Here is a 16,534-nt window from a genome sequence, read left to right as displayed (position 1 = left end):
CAGATGCCCTCCCTTGCCGGGTTCGAGCCATGCTTCGCCCCCATTCCCACCTCGCGGATCAAGCAGCCCGCCCAGGCCGTGCGTCCCGTGTACTGGTGGACCACTGAACTGCGCCGGCGCGGCGATCTGCTGCTTGGCGTGCACTTCGATGCCAATCAGCTGGCGGCGCGCGTGAGTGTGCGACTGGCCTCGTATCGCCTCGTCGAGGTGGTGCGCAGCAACGACCACAACCCTGCGCTTCCCCATGACGTGCCCACCCTGCTCGCCGAAGCGGTGTGGCGCCTGGGTGCCCTCGGGTGGACTGAGCAGCTCGACGAGCTCCTGGACCTGCTGCGCGGGCTCGGCTTGATGAACGCGCCGGCGCCGATCCGTAAGTGCGTGGCGCCGATTCCGGGGCGGGTGTGCCAACCCGACCGCGGGGTGCGTATCGCGTACTGGTGGGCGCTGGCGTTGCTGCGCCAGGGGTGGCAGCTGCACGCCTGCGGCGAAGATGTTGCTCGGTTTGGGTTCGTTGCCGAGATTCCGGCCCCGGACGGCGAGCCGAGGCTGGTCGTCTACCCCGGGGATATGGCGCCGGACGGCACCGAGGCCGCGGCGCTGGCCAACCACCTTGTCCGGCTTAGCACCCGCCAACGCCAGCTGGTGCGGCAAGCCATCGCCGACCCTGCGGCAGGGGAAGGACGGATCTTGTGATGTTTCTTGGCGCGCAGGGCTTTTCGAAGGTGGTGGTACGGCTGCTGAGCTAGCTGCGCCCGCCGCGGACGCGGCGCTTTTCGCACATGTCAATAGCGATGACCCTGTCCCAGAAAACAGAGAACCCCCCGAAGGGGGCTAACTCTGGGATTTGGACGACGAAGGTACCAGCTTCGCGCCCAAGGGTCTTCCCCCCTGAAGGAGGAGATGACTTTGCTGAGTCAATCTCAGGGTAGAGGCTACCCATCAGCGGAATCAAGCCTTTCTGCCCTCAATGTCCGTTCCACGGTGCTGACGTGCACCAACACCGGCCTAGACGCGGCCGCAGGGGCCGTCGCCGCCTCCTTGGGCCTCAGTCGGCCCGCATCCGCGGCCTTCGCTGACTGCCCGCTGTGCGGCAAGGAGCCGATCGAGCCAGTCCGGGTGGACGGCCAATGGGCCTGCCGTAGTTGCACCAGCTCCTGCCTGCTGTGCAGCTGGCCGTGCGTGCCTGGCGACGAGGCGTGCGCCGAGTGCATCCGGCACCTGGGCCTGGACCGGCAGGCGGTGCTGGTATGAGCACACCAGCGCTGTTCGTCGAGGCGAGCACCATCGAAGACCTCTCAACACCCGCCGAGCTGATGGCGGCCCCCGCGGGCCCTTACCAGTGCGCCGAGCTGGCTATCTGGGAGGAGTTGACCCGAAGCCTGACCGCCTATCCGCGCATCTGGGGATCGGTCGAAGAGGGCGCGATGCTGCTGGGCGAGGAGGTCGACGAGCTCTGGGAGGACGTACGCGCCAACCGCATCGACCACGCCCGCATTGAGGCTACGCAGGCCGGCGCGATGGCCGTCCGGTTCATCGCCGACCTCTACAACCCCATTGGGCCCGCCGGCGACCGGTGTCGTGCCGCACTGGCCGAGCAGCGCGCCGTGCGCGCGGCCGTGGGCCCCAGGCGCGCCTTGTCGTCGAGCCACGAGGGATTCGGCTTCCTGCGACGCGAATACGACGCGCTGTGGTCAGCGATTCGTTTCGACGATCCCGCCCGGCCCGCTGCCGCGCGAGTAGCCGGCATGGCGGTGCGGTTTATCGCTGAAATTACGAGCACACCAATGGTATTGGGGCGTGCGCGATGATGATGGTGATCCGTGAGCAGCAGTGGCGCAAGCAGGCCGTGTGCTACCTGGAGACCTCGGATGCCCCGGAGTTGTGGACCCCTGAGCATCGGCCCAAGCAGGATGTGCGGGTCCACCTCGAGCAGATGTGCCGGCGCTGCCCCGTGGGGCGGCAATGCGCGGGTGACGCAGTCGCCTCTGGGGCCGAGAGCGGGCTGTATGCCGGCGTGTGGGTGCCCGAGCGCCGCAAGAAAACTCAGTGGGCTCTAGCGATGGCCAGGTTGGGTGAGATCGCTGGCCTGCAGGCGGGTTCAGGTGAGCTCACCGGGCTGGGGGTCTCGGCATGAACGCGACCAAATGTGCACCCCCGCGGCGGCCGCGGCCGCAGTCGCAGGATTTCGCTTCGTTCGTGTCTGCGGTCCGGTTGCATCTGTGCGCTGTGGGTGAGGATCCCGAGACGCGTACGCGTCACGTCGCGGCGGTGTTGGCGTTCACACCCATCGAGCGTGTCGGTCAACGGATGCGGATTCACTTCGAGGACGGGCCCACCGCCTTATGGATGGCGCAGGCTCTGGCGCACAAGGATGTCGAGTTGATCGACGTCGGCGCCGACGGCGGCACGATCGTCATCGCCAATCCGCAAACCGTGTTGGGCCGCTATGGCTTTCGTGATGGTCGGTGGCTGTTCGGGCAGGGCATGCCCGCAGCGGTGGGAGTCAGCCGCGGGGCGGTGCATGCCGCGGCGCATTTCAATCGACAAGGGATGAAGGTGGCGTGCCCGAGCGCGTCGATGATGCTGACGCTCACCGCGGTGATGTCGCGGTTAGGAATCCACGCGAAGCCCACTGACGGGCGCCCGCGCGCCGCGGTCGGCCCGGGCCGTGTTCCTGAGGCGTTGGCGCGGCTGGGTATCGCCGACGTCGGCGCGCAGTATCGGCGGCTGCGTGAGAACACGTTGGGGGACCGATCATGAATGAGGTTGCGACAACACCGAATACGCGATCGATCAACCACCGAATCACCGCGCACCGGATGCGCAATCGTGGCCAGTCACCTGATGCGATCGCCGACTACTTGCGGGTCACTCCCCGCTCGGTGCACCGGTATTTGTCGTTGCCTTGTCCAGAACCGCCGCCGGCCAGCGAGGAAGTGGACTTGGTCAGCTTCGTCTCAAAGGGGGCGTGCGCTGCGTTTCCCGAGGTCGACTGGCTAAGCCGTAGTCCGTTGGTGCAGGCCGAAGCCAAGGCGATCTGCCAGTACTGCCCGGTGTTGGACGAGTGCCGCAGCTATGGGCTGAACAAGGGCCGTGATCAGCGCGGTGTCCTGGGCGGGATGACCATGGCCGAACGTGTCCGTGAGTTGCGTCGCCAACGGCGGCGCAGCGCGCAGCGGCCAGGAGTCGTCGCCGAAGACCAGGGGGCGGCATGAGGGCGGCCGGCGGCACGGCGAGACGAGCGCCGGCGGCGGCGGGCAGCGGGGCACCTGCCGATGGGCATGACGCGTACCGGCGTGGGTTGTGCGTGGACTGCAAAGCCACCTGGCACTCACCGGGCCGGACCCGATGCGATGCCTGCCACGACATCTATGCCGGCGGCGGCGTGGAGCGCACACCGGGTGCGCGGCGAGGAAGGACCACAGCAGCATGACGATGAGTGTGAGTGTCACCGCGGCGGCGGCCAACGCGGGCGGCTACATCGACGCGGTGCGCGTCGAGGAGTTGTTCGTCGATCCGTCCTATCAGCGCGCGGTCGATATGGGCCGGGCCCGCAAGCTGGCCGCCGGCTGGGATCGCCGGCTGGCCGGGGTGATCGAGGTCAGCGATCGCGGTCACGACCACAACCCGCGCTACGCGCTGGTTGATGGCCAACACCGTTGGGAGGCTGCGCGATTGCGTGACCCCCAGGCCACGATGGTGGCCCGCATCCATGAGGGTCTGACGGTAGCTGACGAAGCCCGGTTGTTTGATCGGCTCAACCGGGAACGGCGGCGCCCGTCCACCTGGGATCACTGGCAGGCCCGCAAGGCCAGCGGTGATCCTGACGTGCTGGCGATTGAACGCGTCGTGACCAGTTTGGAGCTGCAGATTCATCACGCACCCAAGGCCGGAAACGTGCGCTGCACCGCGACATTGGAGAAGCTTTTTGCCCTCGGCGGCGCCGATCTCATTCGCGACACCCTGGAATTGATTTTTCAGGTGTGGGACCTGCGCATGGATGCCTACGATGCGCCGCTTGTCCATGGCATCGGCTTGATCCAACACCATCTGGGCGACCGTATCGATCCGGAGCGGCTGGCCGACACCCTGCTGGGTGTGCTTCCGCCGGCCCTGCGCACCCACGCTGCCGCGTTGGGGGAGACCCTGACCGGCACCGCAGGTGTGCGGATGGCGATCACGATCATGGTGCTCTACAACAGGAACCGCCGCGTACCAGGACAGCGTGTCTTGGTCTGCGCGCGCACCTTCGGCGGCGGGGCGCGCAACGCGCGCTCACGTCCCCTGCCAGCCAAAAGCGCCTGAGTCGCAGGGCTTTTCACTCATAAGAGGTGTGTTGTGACATTGATGTTGGATCTTCACCTGCCGCACTGGCATCGCCCCGAGCGCCGAGCGCACTTCTCGTCGGATCGGCGCTACCGGTACTGGCTGAGCTGCCGGCGTGGGCCCGGGCCGGCACTGATGTTCATCTCCTTGAACCCGTCGGCCGCCGACGAGCACCGCGACGACCCCACATCGCGGCGTGACATCGGGTTTGCCGACGGTTTCGGCTACAGCGCGGTCACCTTGACCAACCTGTACGCCGCGCGGGCCACCAACCCCAAAGACCTTGGCGGCATGGATGATCCGATCGGGACCAGCGACGATCCGCAGTACGACAATGACGCTCAGCTCGACGCCCAGGCCGCCGCGCACGACGTGATCGTCTTGGCCTGGGGTGCTGACGCCGACCCGGCGCGGGCCCGGGCCGTGGCCAGCCGGATGTGGCGGATCTGTCAGGCCACCGGCGGCAGCCTCGCCGTACTGGGCTGGACCTGCAGCGGACAGCCGCGCCACCCGCTATATCTGCGCAAAGACACGCCGCTGCAATGCCTGACTGCACGAGCGCACCGCGACATGATCGACGTCGACCCGCGGTGGTCTGCACTGCTGACAGACAGCGATGCGCTCGCTGGGTTCGACAGCGTGGTGGCACAGTGAGCGCGCCGCACTACGCCACGCAAGACACCGCGGCGGATGCGGTGGCAATCGCTGACCATATTGTGGCGGTCCTGGGGCGGCGGATCTACCGTGCAGCGCGCGAGATCGCCCTGCAAGACGGTATCGAACAGGTCTTGCAGGAGCACGACTTTCGGGTTGAGCGGGAATTTCGGCTCACCCAGCGCGACCGGCCCGACTTCCTCGTTGATGGTTGCGTGGCTCTCGAGGTCAAGATGCGGGCCAGCGGTTCGTCGGTGCTGGCGCAGTTGGCCCGGTATGCCGCGCATGAGCGGGTGGGGGCGCTGGTGGTCGCGACGCCGCGGCTGTCCTCGCTGTCGGGGATGCCCGCCGAAATTTTCGGGGTGCCGGTGCGGATGGTCGCGCTGCCGGGGCCGGGGTTGGTGCTGTGACGGCGCGCGTCGTCGGTCAGTACCGGTGGGCCCCGGAAGGGGTGTGGGAGATCGAGGCAGAGCCCGACGTCATGATCCGCATCAAGCGGATCTTTCCGCGGGTTGCCGCCACCACCCGTGGCACGGTCACGCTGACGGGCACTCTCGAGGTCGCGCGGGATTTGGAATGGCTGACCGACCGGTGGCCCATGAAGGCCTCGTTGCAGGATCGCCAGCGGCTGCGGGCGATGGCCGGCGAGCATCGGCGCGCCGAAAGCGCTGTGCAGCATGTTCTTTCCGGCGGCGCGCTGTCGGTCGATGCGGGCCCTGGATGGGTGTCGCCGGCGGTGCCGCTGCGGGGCTATCAGCGCACCGCGCGGGATCTGGTGTGGGCGACCGGCGGGGTGCTGGTTGCCGACGAGCTCGGGATGGGCAAGACGTTCACCAGCCTGGCGCTGTTGGAGCGGCCGCAGGCGCGCCCGGCTCTCGCGGTCACGTTGACCGGCACGATGCCCAAGCAGTGGCGGCGCCAGCTGGCCACCTTCTACCCTCAGCTCACCTCGGTCGAGGTCAAGACCGGGCCGATTCATTCGCTGCGGCGCCGCGGGCGCACCGCGGATCTGATTGTGATGAGTTACTCGAAGCTGGCCAAGTGGCAGCACCACCTCAAAGGTGTTGTGAACACGGTGATTTTCGATGAGGTGCAGGAACTGCGCCGGGACCAATCCGACCGGTATAAGGCCGCGATGACCGTGGCCCGCGAGGCCACCTACCGTGTTGGTCTGTCGGGGACCCCGATCTACAACTACGGCGGGGAGATCTACAACGTCATCGACGTCCTGCGCCCGGGCGCGTTGGGCGACCGCTATGAGTTCGCGCGGGAGTGGTGCCACACCTCGGGGCTGGACACCAAAACCCAGGTGTATGACCCGACGGCGTTGAGATCATATTTGACCTCGCAGGGTCTGTTGCTGCGGCGCACGCTTGAAGAGGTCGGTATCGAGGTTCCGCCGATCATTCCGATCGAGCAGTCGGTGCCGTCGGATCCCAAGGTGCTCAGCGAGATAGAGGGTAATGCGGTTGCGCTGGCCCGGCTGATCTTGGACCAGTCTGCTAACCCTCGCGAACGCTGGACGGCGGCAGGTCAATTCGACTGGATGATGCGTCAGCACACCGGAATTGCCAAGGCGCCGTTTGTTGCCGACTTCGTGGAGCTGCTGTTGCAAAGCGAACAGCGGGTGATCCTGCTGGGGTGGCATCACGCCGTGCATGACATCTGGGCCGAACGGCTGCGCTCCTACCGGCCGGCGATGTACACCGGGCGCGAGACGGACAGGGAAAAAGAGCGGTCCTTAGACGATTTCATGGCCGGTCGGGCCCGAGTGCTGATCATGTCGCTGCGTTCGGGGGCTGGTATCGACGGGCTGCAAGAGGTGGTCAACACGCTGGTATTCGGGGAGCTGGATTGGTCCCCGGGCGTGCACAAGCAGGCCATGGGGCGGCCTGGGCGGCCCGGACAGACCAGGCCAGTGCGTGCCTATTTCGCGACCACCGATTTCGGGTCTGATCCGGTGATGCTCGAGACGCTCGACATCAAGACTTTGCAGGCCGATGCGCTCATCACCGGTTCTGGTGATGGCGTGCGCAAGCCGGCCCCGGATCGGATGACCCCGGAGCGCTACGCGCAGATCAGGCGATTGGCCGCCCATGTGGTGGAGCAGGCCGATCGGTTACCGGCAATGGAGAAAACAGCGTGAGACAGCACGATGGGGCTTCGGTGAATACGGTTGCCGCGCAGCGTCGTCGGCAATTGGTCACTGCGCGAGCTCAGCAGGGCGGGGTTGAGGTCGATCCGCGTTGGCTGTCGCCGCCGTCCGGTGCCGGCGCAGTTGCCGCCGATGCCGCCGACACTGCGACGGTGACCCGATGAGTGGCTATGGCGAATCGCGGTTTGCCATCGCGGCGGCCAGCGATGGATTTCAGTCGCGTTGGCACGCGGTGGATGTCGCCGTTTTCGGGCCTCGCGTCGCGGCAGGTGTCGAAGAATGCTACCGGCCCGAAATCTATGCAGTGTGTGGACAACGCTGCAACCACATCGCCACGCGGTTAGGCCCCTTCACCTACGGCAGCCGTTGGCTGGCCTCGCGGCGCTGCGAGCGGTGCGGCTGGGTGGTGGCGTTGAGCCGAGGCACAGTGGAACAAGAAATCGCGCACTACCTCCCTGATGGCGCGCATCGCGATGTCATCGCCGCCACCGCGGGTGGCTACCCCGATCTGCTGCGGCGCATCTTCGTGGCGATTCTGGCTGATGCCCCGCCCGGGCGAGCTGGTGAGCCTGGGCATCGTTCGGATCTGCTCGCACACGCGGCCCGGCACCGCCCCGTGGTCATGGTCTGCCAGGCCTGCAACGAGAGCTCGAGCGCTGCAACGGCCCATGGCGAGGAGACCCTGTGCTGTCCCGACTCTGCCGTGGTCTGCGCCGAGTGCACGTTCAGTGCTGGGCCGTGGGCGGGGGAGCGCGAGGGCGTGCCGACCGGTGAGTGTGTCGTCGGCGCCCCGTGTTCGGTGCTGATCACCCTGGCCCACCACTACGGCGTGGATGTTGCCGACGGCAGCGATGCCGAGCCGCCGGGGCGCGCATTGTCGATGCCCCCTCGGCTCTGAGGTTCCCGCACCCGGCAGGGGTGCAGCTGAAATCGGAAAGGAGTTCTCATGTCATCCGCCAAGAGCGCTGACGGTGCGGCCACCAAAGGACGACCGTCCGGCCATCGTGGCTGGGTCGTCTGTGATCCCGCTGGCTACCCGTACGCCTGGTATCGCAGTGATCAGGCTACAGAGCCCGCGACGGCCATGGCCCTGCTCGAACCCGACCCCCTTCTGCGACAGCAGATGACCGACGCCGGGTGGTCGGTACGCGTCGGCAGCGGCGTCGACCTAGCGCTCGGCGCCGAGCTGACCAAGGCCACCGCGTGATCTGCGCCCGACCCAACAGCGGGTGCTTGCAACAGTTAGCACCAGGCGGTTGGGGTCCCGGTTGTCCGGCCCGACAACCGGGGCCGACCTGGGCTTTTCCCCACGCCCATGGAGGGGCTAGCGCGCCAGCAAACACGGTTTCGAGGGCGTGGAGCCCTTCGGTGCCGCCGGTCGGCCGCCAGCAAACAATGCGTAGAAATGGTGCTCTACCAGCGGTTTTAATTGGCAAATCGTCGGTGGGGGCAGCTCAGCAAACACGATTTCAGCGACTCCGAGCCCCCGTATGACGCCGAGCTAGAGCCAGCAAACAGGAAAGTTCGTGTCGGTCCGCCTTCATCGGTCAAAGGCATGGTCGGATGAAGCCGACGACTCGGATCAGGAAGCCACGTCGGAAAGGAGGCAATAGCCGCCCAACATCCCCGAACACCAGGGGAGAGACGCCACAAAAAAATAGCGGGACCAGAAAACAGAAACCCCCCGGAAGGGGGATCTGGGAATCGATCAGAAGGTCGAATTCGGAGCGCCAACTCCGAGTTTCGTGAGGTCCGAAGCGCCAACTTCGAATCTCGGTCCCCGTGCTGAACAGGGAGAACTGCGTGACAAGTAGTTCCCAGGGTAGCTCTTACCCAGGACACAATTCAACGTATTCAGGCGAAGTGTCGCAGAAACACCGTCTGAACTGCTCAAAGACGCCACATGTCGGCGCGCGCCGGCGCGGCGGAGGCCGGCCGCAGGAAGTTTGCCGGCATCGACAGCGGGTGACGTTTTCCGACGCCGAAATGGTGCGCGGCCGCGTCGAAACACACGCTGCCCAGCTTGGCCTGCGAGGCGCCCGACGCCACGTCCTGACCGCGGTACTCAAGCTGCTGTGCGGCTGGAGCCGAATCACCGACGACCGGGTAGCACTCGGACAACTCGTCGAGCTCATCGCCGCCGGCGGCGGCCGACGCTACGACCTCAAAACCGTCGGGCGCGCGCTAGCGGCGTTGGCGGCCGACGGGCTGATCGTCTATCGGGCAGCCCAAGGCCGCAACACCCGCGCAATGGTGGCGATCAACGACCAATTCACCGGTGATATCGCCGTGCTCGCCCGGGATCGCGACGGCCGGGTCATCACCTCGGGCAGCCACTGCGAGCCCGATTCGGTCACCTTTTCGCGGCGCCTTCCTTATAAGAACCAATCTCTCTACCCCCCTACCCCCCGCAACGACGAGCAGCCCGACAGCTCCCGACCGGTTGAGGTCGAGGTATCCACCGACGAACTGCGCCAGGTGCTGGCCGGCTTGCCCGAGGTGCTGGCACGGCTGCCCAAGCACCTGAGGTTCATGCTGGGTGCGCAGATCCAAAACCGGCTGGCCGCAGGGTGGTTGCCCGATCAGATCCTCGACAAGCTGCACCGGCCGATGCCGGCGGACCTGCAGCGGCCCTGGCGCCTCGCGCTGTGGCGGCTGCACCACAACGTGCCCGGTGCCGGACCCCGGCTGCGCCCCTTGCAACGCGCCTGGGAGCAGCGGGCCCAACGCCAGGCCCGCCAGGAACAGGAACGCACCACTGCGCACTGGTATGCCCAAGTGGCCGCGGTCACCAGCCCCGCCGGCCGCGCCGAGCTCCTCAAGGCACACGAGGTGAAATTCGGCCGTCCCGTGGACCCGATCGCCGCGCTGGCCGCGGCGGGACGGCGGGCCCATCGGTTGTTCCCGCAGATGCCTTTGGCGGCGGCCTTGACCCGCTGGGCGCACGAAACCCTAGCCCAGTTGACAGCGGAACCCGTTGCGGTCGAAGACATTGCGGCTCCATCCGCTATCGACACCGACCTGCTGATGGACCTGGCGATCAGCGGAGGCTGCCAGTGCATGCTGTGCGGTTCACACCGCGCCACCATGCGCCCCGAACTGCCGCTGAAATCGATGGTGTGTGATCAGTGCTGGCCCGTGATCGCGGCCGAACTCGCCGGGGACCGCGACGAGGATCACGACGGCGCCCAGTGGGTGGCCGCATGACCGATCTCGAGATGCCCACACCGACCCGCGCCCGCCAGCGGCTGCAGGCTTACACCGAGCTCGACGATCGGCGCCAGCCCCCGCAGGACCTCGACGCCGAGCAGTCGGTGCTGGGCGGGATGCTGTTGAGCAAGGATGCGATCGCCGACGTGCTGGAAAGGCTGCGCCCGGTTGACTTCTACCGGCCAGCCCACCAGAGCATCTACGACGTGATCCTGGACCTGTACGGCCGCGGCGAGCCCGCCGACGCGGTAATGGTGGCCGCCGAGCTCGACCGGCGCAGCCTGCTAGCCCGGGTCGGCGGTGCGCCGTACCTGCACACGCTGATCTCCGCGGTGCCCACCGCGGCCAACGCCGGCTACTACGCCGGCATCGTCGCCGAAAAGGCCGTGCTGCGCCGCCTGGTGCAAGCCGGCACCCGGGTGGTGCAGTACGGCTACGCCGGCGCGGACGGCGCTGACATCGCCGAGGTAGTCGATCGGGCCCAAGCCGAGGTCTATGACGTCACCGAAGACCGCGCCTCCCAGGACTATGCGCCGCTGGGCGATCTCATCCAAGACACCATGGACGAGATCGACGCCATCCAGTCCCGCGGCGGACTGACCCGCGGTGTTCCCACTGGATTCGCCGAGCTCGACGACCTCACCACCGGTCTACACGGTGGACAGATGGTCATCGTGGCGGGCAGGCCCGGCCAAGGCAAATCCACTCTGGCAATGGATTTCATGCGATCCTGCTCCATCCACCACAACAGGGCCAGCGTCATCTTCAGCCTTGAGATGAGCAAGTCAGAGATCGTGATGCGGCTGCTGTCGGCCGAAGCGCGGATCAAGTTGGCCGACATGCGCTCTGGACGTCTCAGTGATGACGATTGGACCAAAATGGCGCGCCGCATGGGCGAAATCACCGACGCTCCACTGTATATCGATGATTCACCCAACCTGACCATGATGGAGATCCGCGCCAAAGCCCGCCGGCTCAAACAAAAGACCGAGCTACAGCTGATCGTGGTGGACTATCTGCAGCTGATGACCTCAGGCAAGCGTGTCGAATCCCGCCAGACCGAAGTGGCCGAATTTTCCCGCAGCCTCAAGCTGATGGCCAAAGAACTCGATGTGCCGGTCGTCGCCGTCAGCCAGCTCAACCGCGGGCCCGAACAACGCACCGACAAAATCCCCCAACTCTCTGACCTACGCGAGACCGGTCAATTGGAGCAGGACGCCGACATGGTCATCCTCATTCACAGGCCCGACGCCTACGATCGGGACAGCCCCCGAGGAGGCGAGGCGGACCTGATCGTCGCCAAACAACGAAATGGGCCCGCCCCAAGAACTTTGACAGTCGCGAGCACCCTGCACATGTCAAGTTTTCGCGACCTGGCCCGCAGCTGAGTTCGTGGTGGTGGTCTTCGACGACCACGACGGGCGAAAGGCTCATTGAAGGTGGTCACATCGAACTCCATCGCGGCCAGTGCAGGGCCGAAGCGGCACAGGACTGAGCCGCGTTATCCCCACCAGGTGCGCTATCCATCGACGGTGTCCGTTCGGGCTGTTACCATCCGGCCAGGCAAGGCTGCGGTCAACTAATCAGATTGTGCTACAGCTGATTCCGAGCGCGGACAATGTCGTCCGCGGCGTTGTACCCCTCAGGTGTCACCCCAGAGACGGAATAACGAGAACTGAGAAACCCCATGACAGTGCTTGATAACGATGCTCCGGCCCGTAACGGGGCAGACACCGCCGAGCACCTGCGGTCCGCTTCGTCGTGGCCAGGACCGGCGCCCGCGGAGCTTGCGCTCGAGGCGAAGCCGTCGCGGACCCTCGCCCAAAGCGATGTCGTCAAACCCGACGCCACCCGGCGCCACGCAGTGTGGTTTTTCTGGATGTGGTTGCTGTTCGCCACCGTGGTTTCCATCGGCGGCAACGTGATTCATGCGTGGATGACTGCGCCGGCTCCCCACTTGAAGCTGCTGGCCTCGATCGCGGCCGCCGTTCCGCCCGCGATCCTGCTCGGGTCGACGCATTCGGTGGCTCTACTGATCAAGAACCGTCGACACGGCTACCGCCGCGTCGACGCCGCCGTGCTGGGCGCTGCGCTGCTGCTGATGGCGGGTGTCGCCGGCTGTGCGTTCGCGATGTCGTTCGTGTCTCTGCGGAACCTCATGATCTTGGTCGGTATGAGCGCAGGTACGGCGTGGCTGTGGCCGATCGGGGTCGACATGTCGCTGATCTGCTCGACGTTGGCGTTGCTGACCCTGGCCTCCCCACGTAACGGCGGTGAGGGTATCGAGACGCCGGCTGGTGCGACAGTGCCGCTCTCGCCGGCCGCCGGCACTGTCAGCAGCGGCCCGCGATCCGAGGCCGAGCGGCGGCTCTGGTGGGAATCCATCGCCGCAGTCATACGCGAGCAGAACAGCGACGTGCGCAAGATCGGCGAGCTGCCCACCACGCAGCTCGCCGAGATCTTGCACCGTCTCTACGACAAGAGAGATTCCAAACGGGCGGTATGCGCCGACCACGACCTGCACCACCGCGACGTTCGCACCATCACACACACCGCAGACGACGTGCTGGCCCGGCTCGCTGCCATTCCGTCGACGGACGGGACCAACCAACTCTGACTCGGCGCGCTGCTGCAGGCAAAGGCAGTGCAGCACCGCATCTGCTGTGGGACGTGGCCCGCGACGTGCGCCTCAACCGCCGATGGTCAGCGGTTTACCCTGTCCAAAGCGCGCAGTAGGCTGAAGCCGGCCCGAGCGCAGACACGGCCGCGGGCAAAGACACCATGGGGGGGTGGACATGGCGGAGCTAAACGCCAACCCGGCTGACTTGTTGCGGTTCGCTGACGCCTACTCTGAGCTGGCCCAGCGTGCAGCGCAGATTTCACCGCAGGCCGTCACCGAACTACAGCGGGTCATGCAGACTCACGGGCCGATGGGCTACCCCACGGCGGTGGGCATCGCCGCCGGCCTGGCCAAGGCCGAGGGCCCGCTCCAGGCCAAGGTCGCCGACTTCAACACCTACTCGCAGCGCTTCACTGAGCACAGCGCCACCTACACCAAGGCCGACCAGACCGGCGCGCAGGCACTGGACAACGAGTTCCGCCCCGTCGACAACAAGGACGCTGCGAACGACCCCGACCAACCCCAGCCCGCGATCGACCCCAGGAATCCCTTTGTGGGAGACGAACGATTCGGTCACTGGCAAGACATCGTCCCGCCGCCCTACGTGGGGAAAACTCCGCCGCCGCCCTGGACTGGACACCGCCCCTGGAAAGGCCCTTCGCTTGAGGGCGGCCCCACAGGCTTCTATCCGCCCGGCGGCAAAACATGGGCCGATGACAACGCTCCGCCGTTCGCCTACCTGCAAGAACAATATCGCTTCCGCATCTCAGGTGAGGACTACACGCACTACACCCGCACTGACCCCGTTGACGGCCACCAGCAGCAATGGGTGCAGTACACCTACGAGGCTCAAAAATGGACGCAGGGCACAATCGCCGGGCCGGCATGGGCCCCTAAAGCCCCCAACGAGATCACCGGCGAGCTGGGCGGTACCAACACCGGCGGCCTCTCAGGCATCAGCCCGCCGGCATACCGAGGTCCATGGGAGCCGATAACTCTTCCGCAAATCGCGACACTGTCGGCAGCGAACCCCAGCATTCACTACTACATGCCCGACGACTGTGGTTTCCAGTTCTCCTTCCTCAACGGCACTGCTACAGGCGGAAATTCAGGACTTGGACCCATCATGCCCAGCATGATCGCCGGGCCCTAAGGACGTCTCGATGAAGAACGTGGGTGAGTATTGGTGGATTTTGCCAGTGCTGTTGTACTTCATTCTGCTTGCGGTCGTCATGCGTCGCGGAATGTGGGCAACAGTGGGACAGAACATCTACTGGGTCGCCACTTGTGTACTGGTTCTTCTGATTCCGACAAAGCCCTCGCCCTCGAGCTACGTTCTGGCGGTACTCGTCGTGCTCAACCTGTGGATCTACAGGTGGTCGCTACGCAAAGGAACTTTCGTACTCGAAAGAGCGTCGAACAACGTGGGACCAATGACTCATCAGACCTCCGAGTCGGATGAAGTGTGAGCGACGCGGCCGTGGCGAAATCTCCACTCGCACTGAGGAACTCAGGCAGTAGAATGACAGCATTGAACCGCATCCAATGGGTGGCCTTCCTGGGGACGGGCCTCGCCGCCGGAGTCGGATTCTGGTTCGTGGTGACTTTCACCCTCGCCGCCGCCGGATTGTATTTCTACGCCCTGCATATCGCCTCGTACGTCGCAGTAATCCTGTGGCTGAAGCCATCCGCACGCAGCCACCTACAGAATCGCGCCACTGCTGATCGGCGTCGGATTGATGGTGAGCTACTTCGCCGTCGCTTGGACTGCTGCTCACGCCTGAGCATCCACACCACCGGTTTGCCGCCCAGTAACCTCATCCGTGAGGCGAATGATGGTTGCGCGGCGGCAGCGGAAAGAACGCTGCCCGAACGGCATTCGACCCCCAGGCCGAGAGGAGCCAATGCAGGCCGCAGGAGCGTGCCCTAGGCGTGGGTACCTTGACTTTGTGCCGGCGGGTCGATCCAGGGATAGGTCACTGCGAGGTATTCGTCGCGCGACACAACGAGGGTGGGTGCAGGTGTCGACATATCGACGTAGTTATGGCCGGCGCGGCCCTTCTGGCTCAAAACCGTTAGGTCAAGGGAGATCTCGTCCGCTTTGGCCGGGTCAAGTTGCCAAGTGACGTGCGTTGGGTCAAGGGTGATATCGGCTGCGCCGGCGCTGATGACGAATTCGTGGGTCACGCTGTCGTGCTCCAAACGCGACGACCCTCGCTGGATGGCGTCGTTGAGTGCGGCGCGGAAAGTGTCGAGCCCAGGGCCGTCCAGAGTCAGCAACACCGCATCGTGCCCGTAATCAAAGCGGGGCAGATAGTTCACGCGAATTATGTTCATGGGATTATCCAGGCACCTAGTTGAGTGTCGTTGTTGAATGATACCGAGGCGCAAAGACAAGACGGACGATGTGTGATTTCTTCATCGCGCAGCGCGGGCTCATAATCTCGGATCGTGCGGACGGTCGATGCTGGCAAGTAGCGAGCGGTACAGGTTTTCAGTCAATGCGGCGCACTCCGCGGCTAAGGCCGACTGGGCGTCGGCGCCAACGACAACGGCTTGCTCGATGAGTGCCCCGCCGCCAGCGCTGTTGACGACGTAGTTGTTGAAGTGACTGAGAACCTGGCGGTTACCGGTGGTTAGGCGGCCCGAGGCCCGGGTGGCGACGATTGCGTATTGCGGCGGTACGTCGACCGGGTGAGCGCTGATCTCGGTTGCCTGACTGTCGCGCAAGATGCGGTCGGCGTTACGTAGAACAAGTGCTTCTGGCACCGTGCCCGGTACCCGGTACAGGTTGAGGACCTCGCAGCCATCCCAGTGGTTGGTGCTGTTCACGCGGCGAAGCAGCAGACGCGTCACCGCGGGGGCGTCAGCGTCGGCGATAGCCCACGCGGAGGGGACGGCGAGTGCCGGCAACCAGAGGTGCAGGTGTGTGGAGGCCACATGTTGCAAGGGGCCGACGTGCTGGGCGATTTCTTGTGCCAGCGACGACACCGCGGTGGGATCAAACGCGGTCGGCATGGGGGAAACGTCGTTCATGCGATGGCCACCGCGCCCAGGAGGAGCAACAGAAGTAGCCCGCCGCCGGCCACCTCGGTTTCGGCGGGGCTCGGCGGTGGCACGTCGATGTGCGGCGGGCTGATGTGGGGGATCAAGCTCGGCGCCGGCGGCGGGGAGGATGCCGGGGGTGGCGCCGGCATGGTGGCGCCGGGGAACGGCGCCAACAACGGATTCTGTGGTGGCCCGATCACGCCCGGCGGTGCGGGCGCATTCGGATTGAGCAACCACGGCGGCAGACCGGAGATGATCGAGGGGCCGCTGACTGGAGGTAGCCCGCCAATGGGAACGTTTTCCCAGTCAGAGCCCGGCCCCGGGCGGGGTTTGTAATCCCAGTGCGGATTGTGCTGCCATTCGTCACCGGGGTAGTAGCGCCACTCACCGCCGTGTTGGTCATAGAGGCTTCGCCCTCCGCGTGCCACCGCGCTGGGACGACTCGCAGGCCCCTCGGTCAGGGGCCCCTCGACGGGCGGCCGCACGCCCTCAGGTGGGAGGCCCTCGACTGGGGGCTTAGG

Annotated in this window: 20 protein-coding genes and 1 pseudogene; 18 read left to right on the top strand and 3 right to left on the bottom strand. The window is 65.7% G+C overall.

The genetic code is table 11. The features are described from left to right. The first annotated feature begins 3 nt into the window (after window positions 1–3). The 18 genes from BST14_RS13660 (at window position 4) to BST14_RS29520 (ending at window position 14,895) form a co-directional block, all read left to right on the top strand. Window positions 4–693: a hypothetical protein gene (locus tag BST14_RS13660; protein ID WP_245845398.1), complete on the top strand. Its 690-nt coding sequence runs from the start codon at window positions 4–6 to the stop codon at window positions 691–693. A 288-nt stretch (window positions 694–981) separates the two neighbouring features. Continuing rightward, a complete protein-coding gene (locus tag BST14_RS13655; protein WP_240631779.1) occupies window positions 982–1,251 on the top strand; it encodes a hypothetical protein in 270 nt (89 codons plus the stop codon). After that, window positions 1,248–1,808: a hypothetical protein gene (locus tag BST14_RS13650; RefSeq protein ID WP_225337332.1), complete on the top strand. Its 561-nt coding sequence runs from the start codon at window positions 1,248–1,250 to the stop codon at window positions 1,806–1,808. Before BST14_RS13655 ends, BST14_RS13650 begins: the two co-directional genes overlap by 4 nt. Next, window positions 1,805–2,134 carry a WhiB family transcriptional regulator gene (locus BST14_RS13645; protein ID WP_051641662.1) on the top strand — a complete coding sequence of 110 codons (330 nt, stop codon included), beginning with the start codon at window positions 1,805–1,807 and terminating at the stop codon, window positions 2,132–2,134. The genes BST14_RS13650 and BST14_RS13645 overlap by 4 nt, the downstream gene beginning before the upstream one ends. A gap of 62 nt (window positions 2,135–2,196) precedes the next feature. Continuing rightward, on the top strand, window positions 2,197–2,760 hold the full coding sequence (locus BST14_RS13640) for a hypothetical protein (RefSeq protein ID WP_225337333.1): 564 nt from the start codon (window positions 2,197–2,199) through the stop codon (window positions 2,758–2,760). Beyond that, window positions 2,757–3,215, top strand: a complete 459-nt coding sequence (locus BST14_RS13635) for a WhiB family transcriptional regulator (protein ID WP_225337334.1) — start codon at window positions 2,757–2,759, stop codon at window positions 3,213–3,215. The genes BST14_RS13640 and BST14_RS13635 overlap by 4 nt, the downstream gene beginning before the upstream one ends. A gap of 214 nt (window positions 3,216–3,429) precedes the next feature. Beyond that, window positions 3,430–4,305, top strand: coding sequence for a DUF6551 family protein (locus tag BST14_RS13630; protein ID WP_036473344.1), 876 nt, complete (start codon window positions 3,430–3,432; stop codon window positions 4,303–4,305). 42 nt (window positions 4,306–4,347) lie between these two features. After that, on the top strand, window positions 4,348–4,980 hold the full coding sequence (locus tag BST14_RS13625; RefSeq protein WP_225337344.1) for a DUF1643 domain-containing protein: 633 nt from the start codon (window positions 4,348–4,350) through the stop codon (window positions 4,978–4,980). Next, the gene (locus BST14_RS13620; protein ID WP_051641661.1) at window positions 4,977–5,390 is read left to right on the top strand and encodes a hypothetical protein; all 414 of its coding nucleotides are present in this window, start codon (window positions 4,977–4,979) and stop codon (window positions 5,388–5,390) included. Before BST14_RS13625 ends, BST14_RS13620 begins: the two co-directional genes overlap by 4 nt. Continuing rightward, window positions 5,387–7,126: an SNF2-related protein gene (locus BST14_RS13615; protein ID WP_051641660.1), complete on the top strand. Its 1,740-nt coding sequence runs from the start codon at window positions 5,387–5,389 to the stop codon at window positions 7,124–7,126. Before BST14_RS13620 ends, BST14_RS13615 begins: the two co-directional genes overlap by 4 nt. A 169-nt stretch (window positions 7,127–7,295) precedes the next feature. Continuing rightward, on the top strand, window positions 7,296–8,033 hold the full coding sequence (locus BST14_RS13610) for a hypothetical protein (protein WP_051641659.1): 738 nt from the start codon (window positions 7,296–7,298) through the stop codon (window positions 8,031–8,033). 48 nt (window positions 8,034–8,081) lie between these two features. Further along, on the top strand, window positions 8,082–8,342 hold the full coding sequence (locus tag BST14_RS29525; RefSeq protein WP_084954305.1) for a hypothetical protein: 261 nt from the start codon (window positions 8,082–8,084) through the stop codon (window positions 8,340–8,342). 758 nt (window positions 8,343–9,100) lie between these two features. Beyond that, complete coding sequence (locus BST14_RS13605) at window positions 9,101–10,342, top strand: oxygenase MpaB family protein (protein WP_036473337.1); 1,242 nt, start codon at window positions 9,101–9,103, stop codon at window positions 10,340–10,342. Window positions 10,343–10,353: 11 nt separating this feature from the next. Next, window positions 10,354–11,733 carry a replicative DNA helicase gene (gene dnaB / locus BST14_RS13600; RefSeq protein WP_051641719.1) on the top strand — a complete coding sequence of 460 codons (1,380 nt, stop codon included), beginning with the start codon at window positions 10,354–10,356 and terminating at the stop codon, window positions 11,731–11,733. A gap of 299 nt (window positions 11,734–12,032) precedes the next feature. Continuing rightward, on the top strand, window positions 12,033–12,962 hold the full coding sequence (locus tag BST14_RS13595) for a DUF2637 domain-containing protein (protein WP_036473331.1): 930 nt from the start codon (window positions 12,033–12,035) through the stop codon (window positions 12,960–12,962). Between the two features lie 178 nt (window positions 12,963–13,140). After that, complete coding sequence (locus BST14_RS13590; protein ID WP_081284056.1) at window positions 13,141–14,118, top strand: type VII secretion target; 978 nt, start codon at window positions 13,141–13,143, stop codon at window positions 14,116–14,118. A 10-nt stretch (window positions 14,119–14,128) separates the two neighbouring features. Next, on the top strand, window positions 14,129–14,434 hold the full coding sequence (locus BST14_RS13585) for a hypothetical protein (protein WP_036474318.1): 306 nt from the start codon (window positions 14,129–14,131) through the stop codon (window positions 14,432–14,434). Window positions 14,435–14,496: 62 nt separating this feature from the next. Next, on the top strand, window positions 14,497–14,895 hold the full coding sequence (locus BST14_RS29520; RefSeq protein WP_139830093.1) for a hypothetical protein: 399 nt from the start codon (window positions 14,497–14,499) through the stop codon (window positions 14,893–14,895). Here BST14_RS29520 and BST14_RS30965 read toward each other — a convergent pair. From BST14_RS30965 to BST14_RS31425, 3 genes and pseudogenes are all read right to left on the bottom strand, one after another. After that, the gene (locus BST14_RS30965; RefSeq protein WP_225337336.1) at window positions 14,892–15,287 is read right to left on the bottom strand and encodes a hypothetical protein; all 396 of its coding nucleotides are present in this window, start codon (window positions 15,285–15,287) and stop codon (window positions 14,892–14,894) included. The two genes, BST14_RS29520 and BST14_RS30965, sit on opposite strands and share 4 nt — an antisense overlap. 114 nt (window positions 15,288–15,401) lie before the next feature. Then, on the bottom strand, window positions 15,402–16,001 hold the full coding sequence (locus BST14_RS30960; protein ID WP_225337337.1) for a hypothetical protein: 600 nt from the start codon (window positions 15,999–16,001) through the stop codon (window positions 15,402–15,404). Further along, window positions 15,998–16,534: pseudogene (locus BST14_RS31425) on the bottom strand (hypothetical protein); the annotation flags it as partial. The pseudogene BST14_RS31425 and the gene BST14_RS30960, both read right to left, overlap by 4 nt.

The organism is Mycobacterium arosiense ATCC BAA-1401 = DSM 45069 (assembly GCF_002086125.1).
Taxonomy (GTDB): Bacteria; Actinomycetota; Actinomycetes; order Mycobacteriales; family Mycobacteriaceae; genus Mycobacterium; species Mycobacterium arosiense.
Note: the sequence above shows the minus strand (reverse complement) of the source record. Positions and strands in the feature narration are given on the sequence as shown.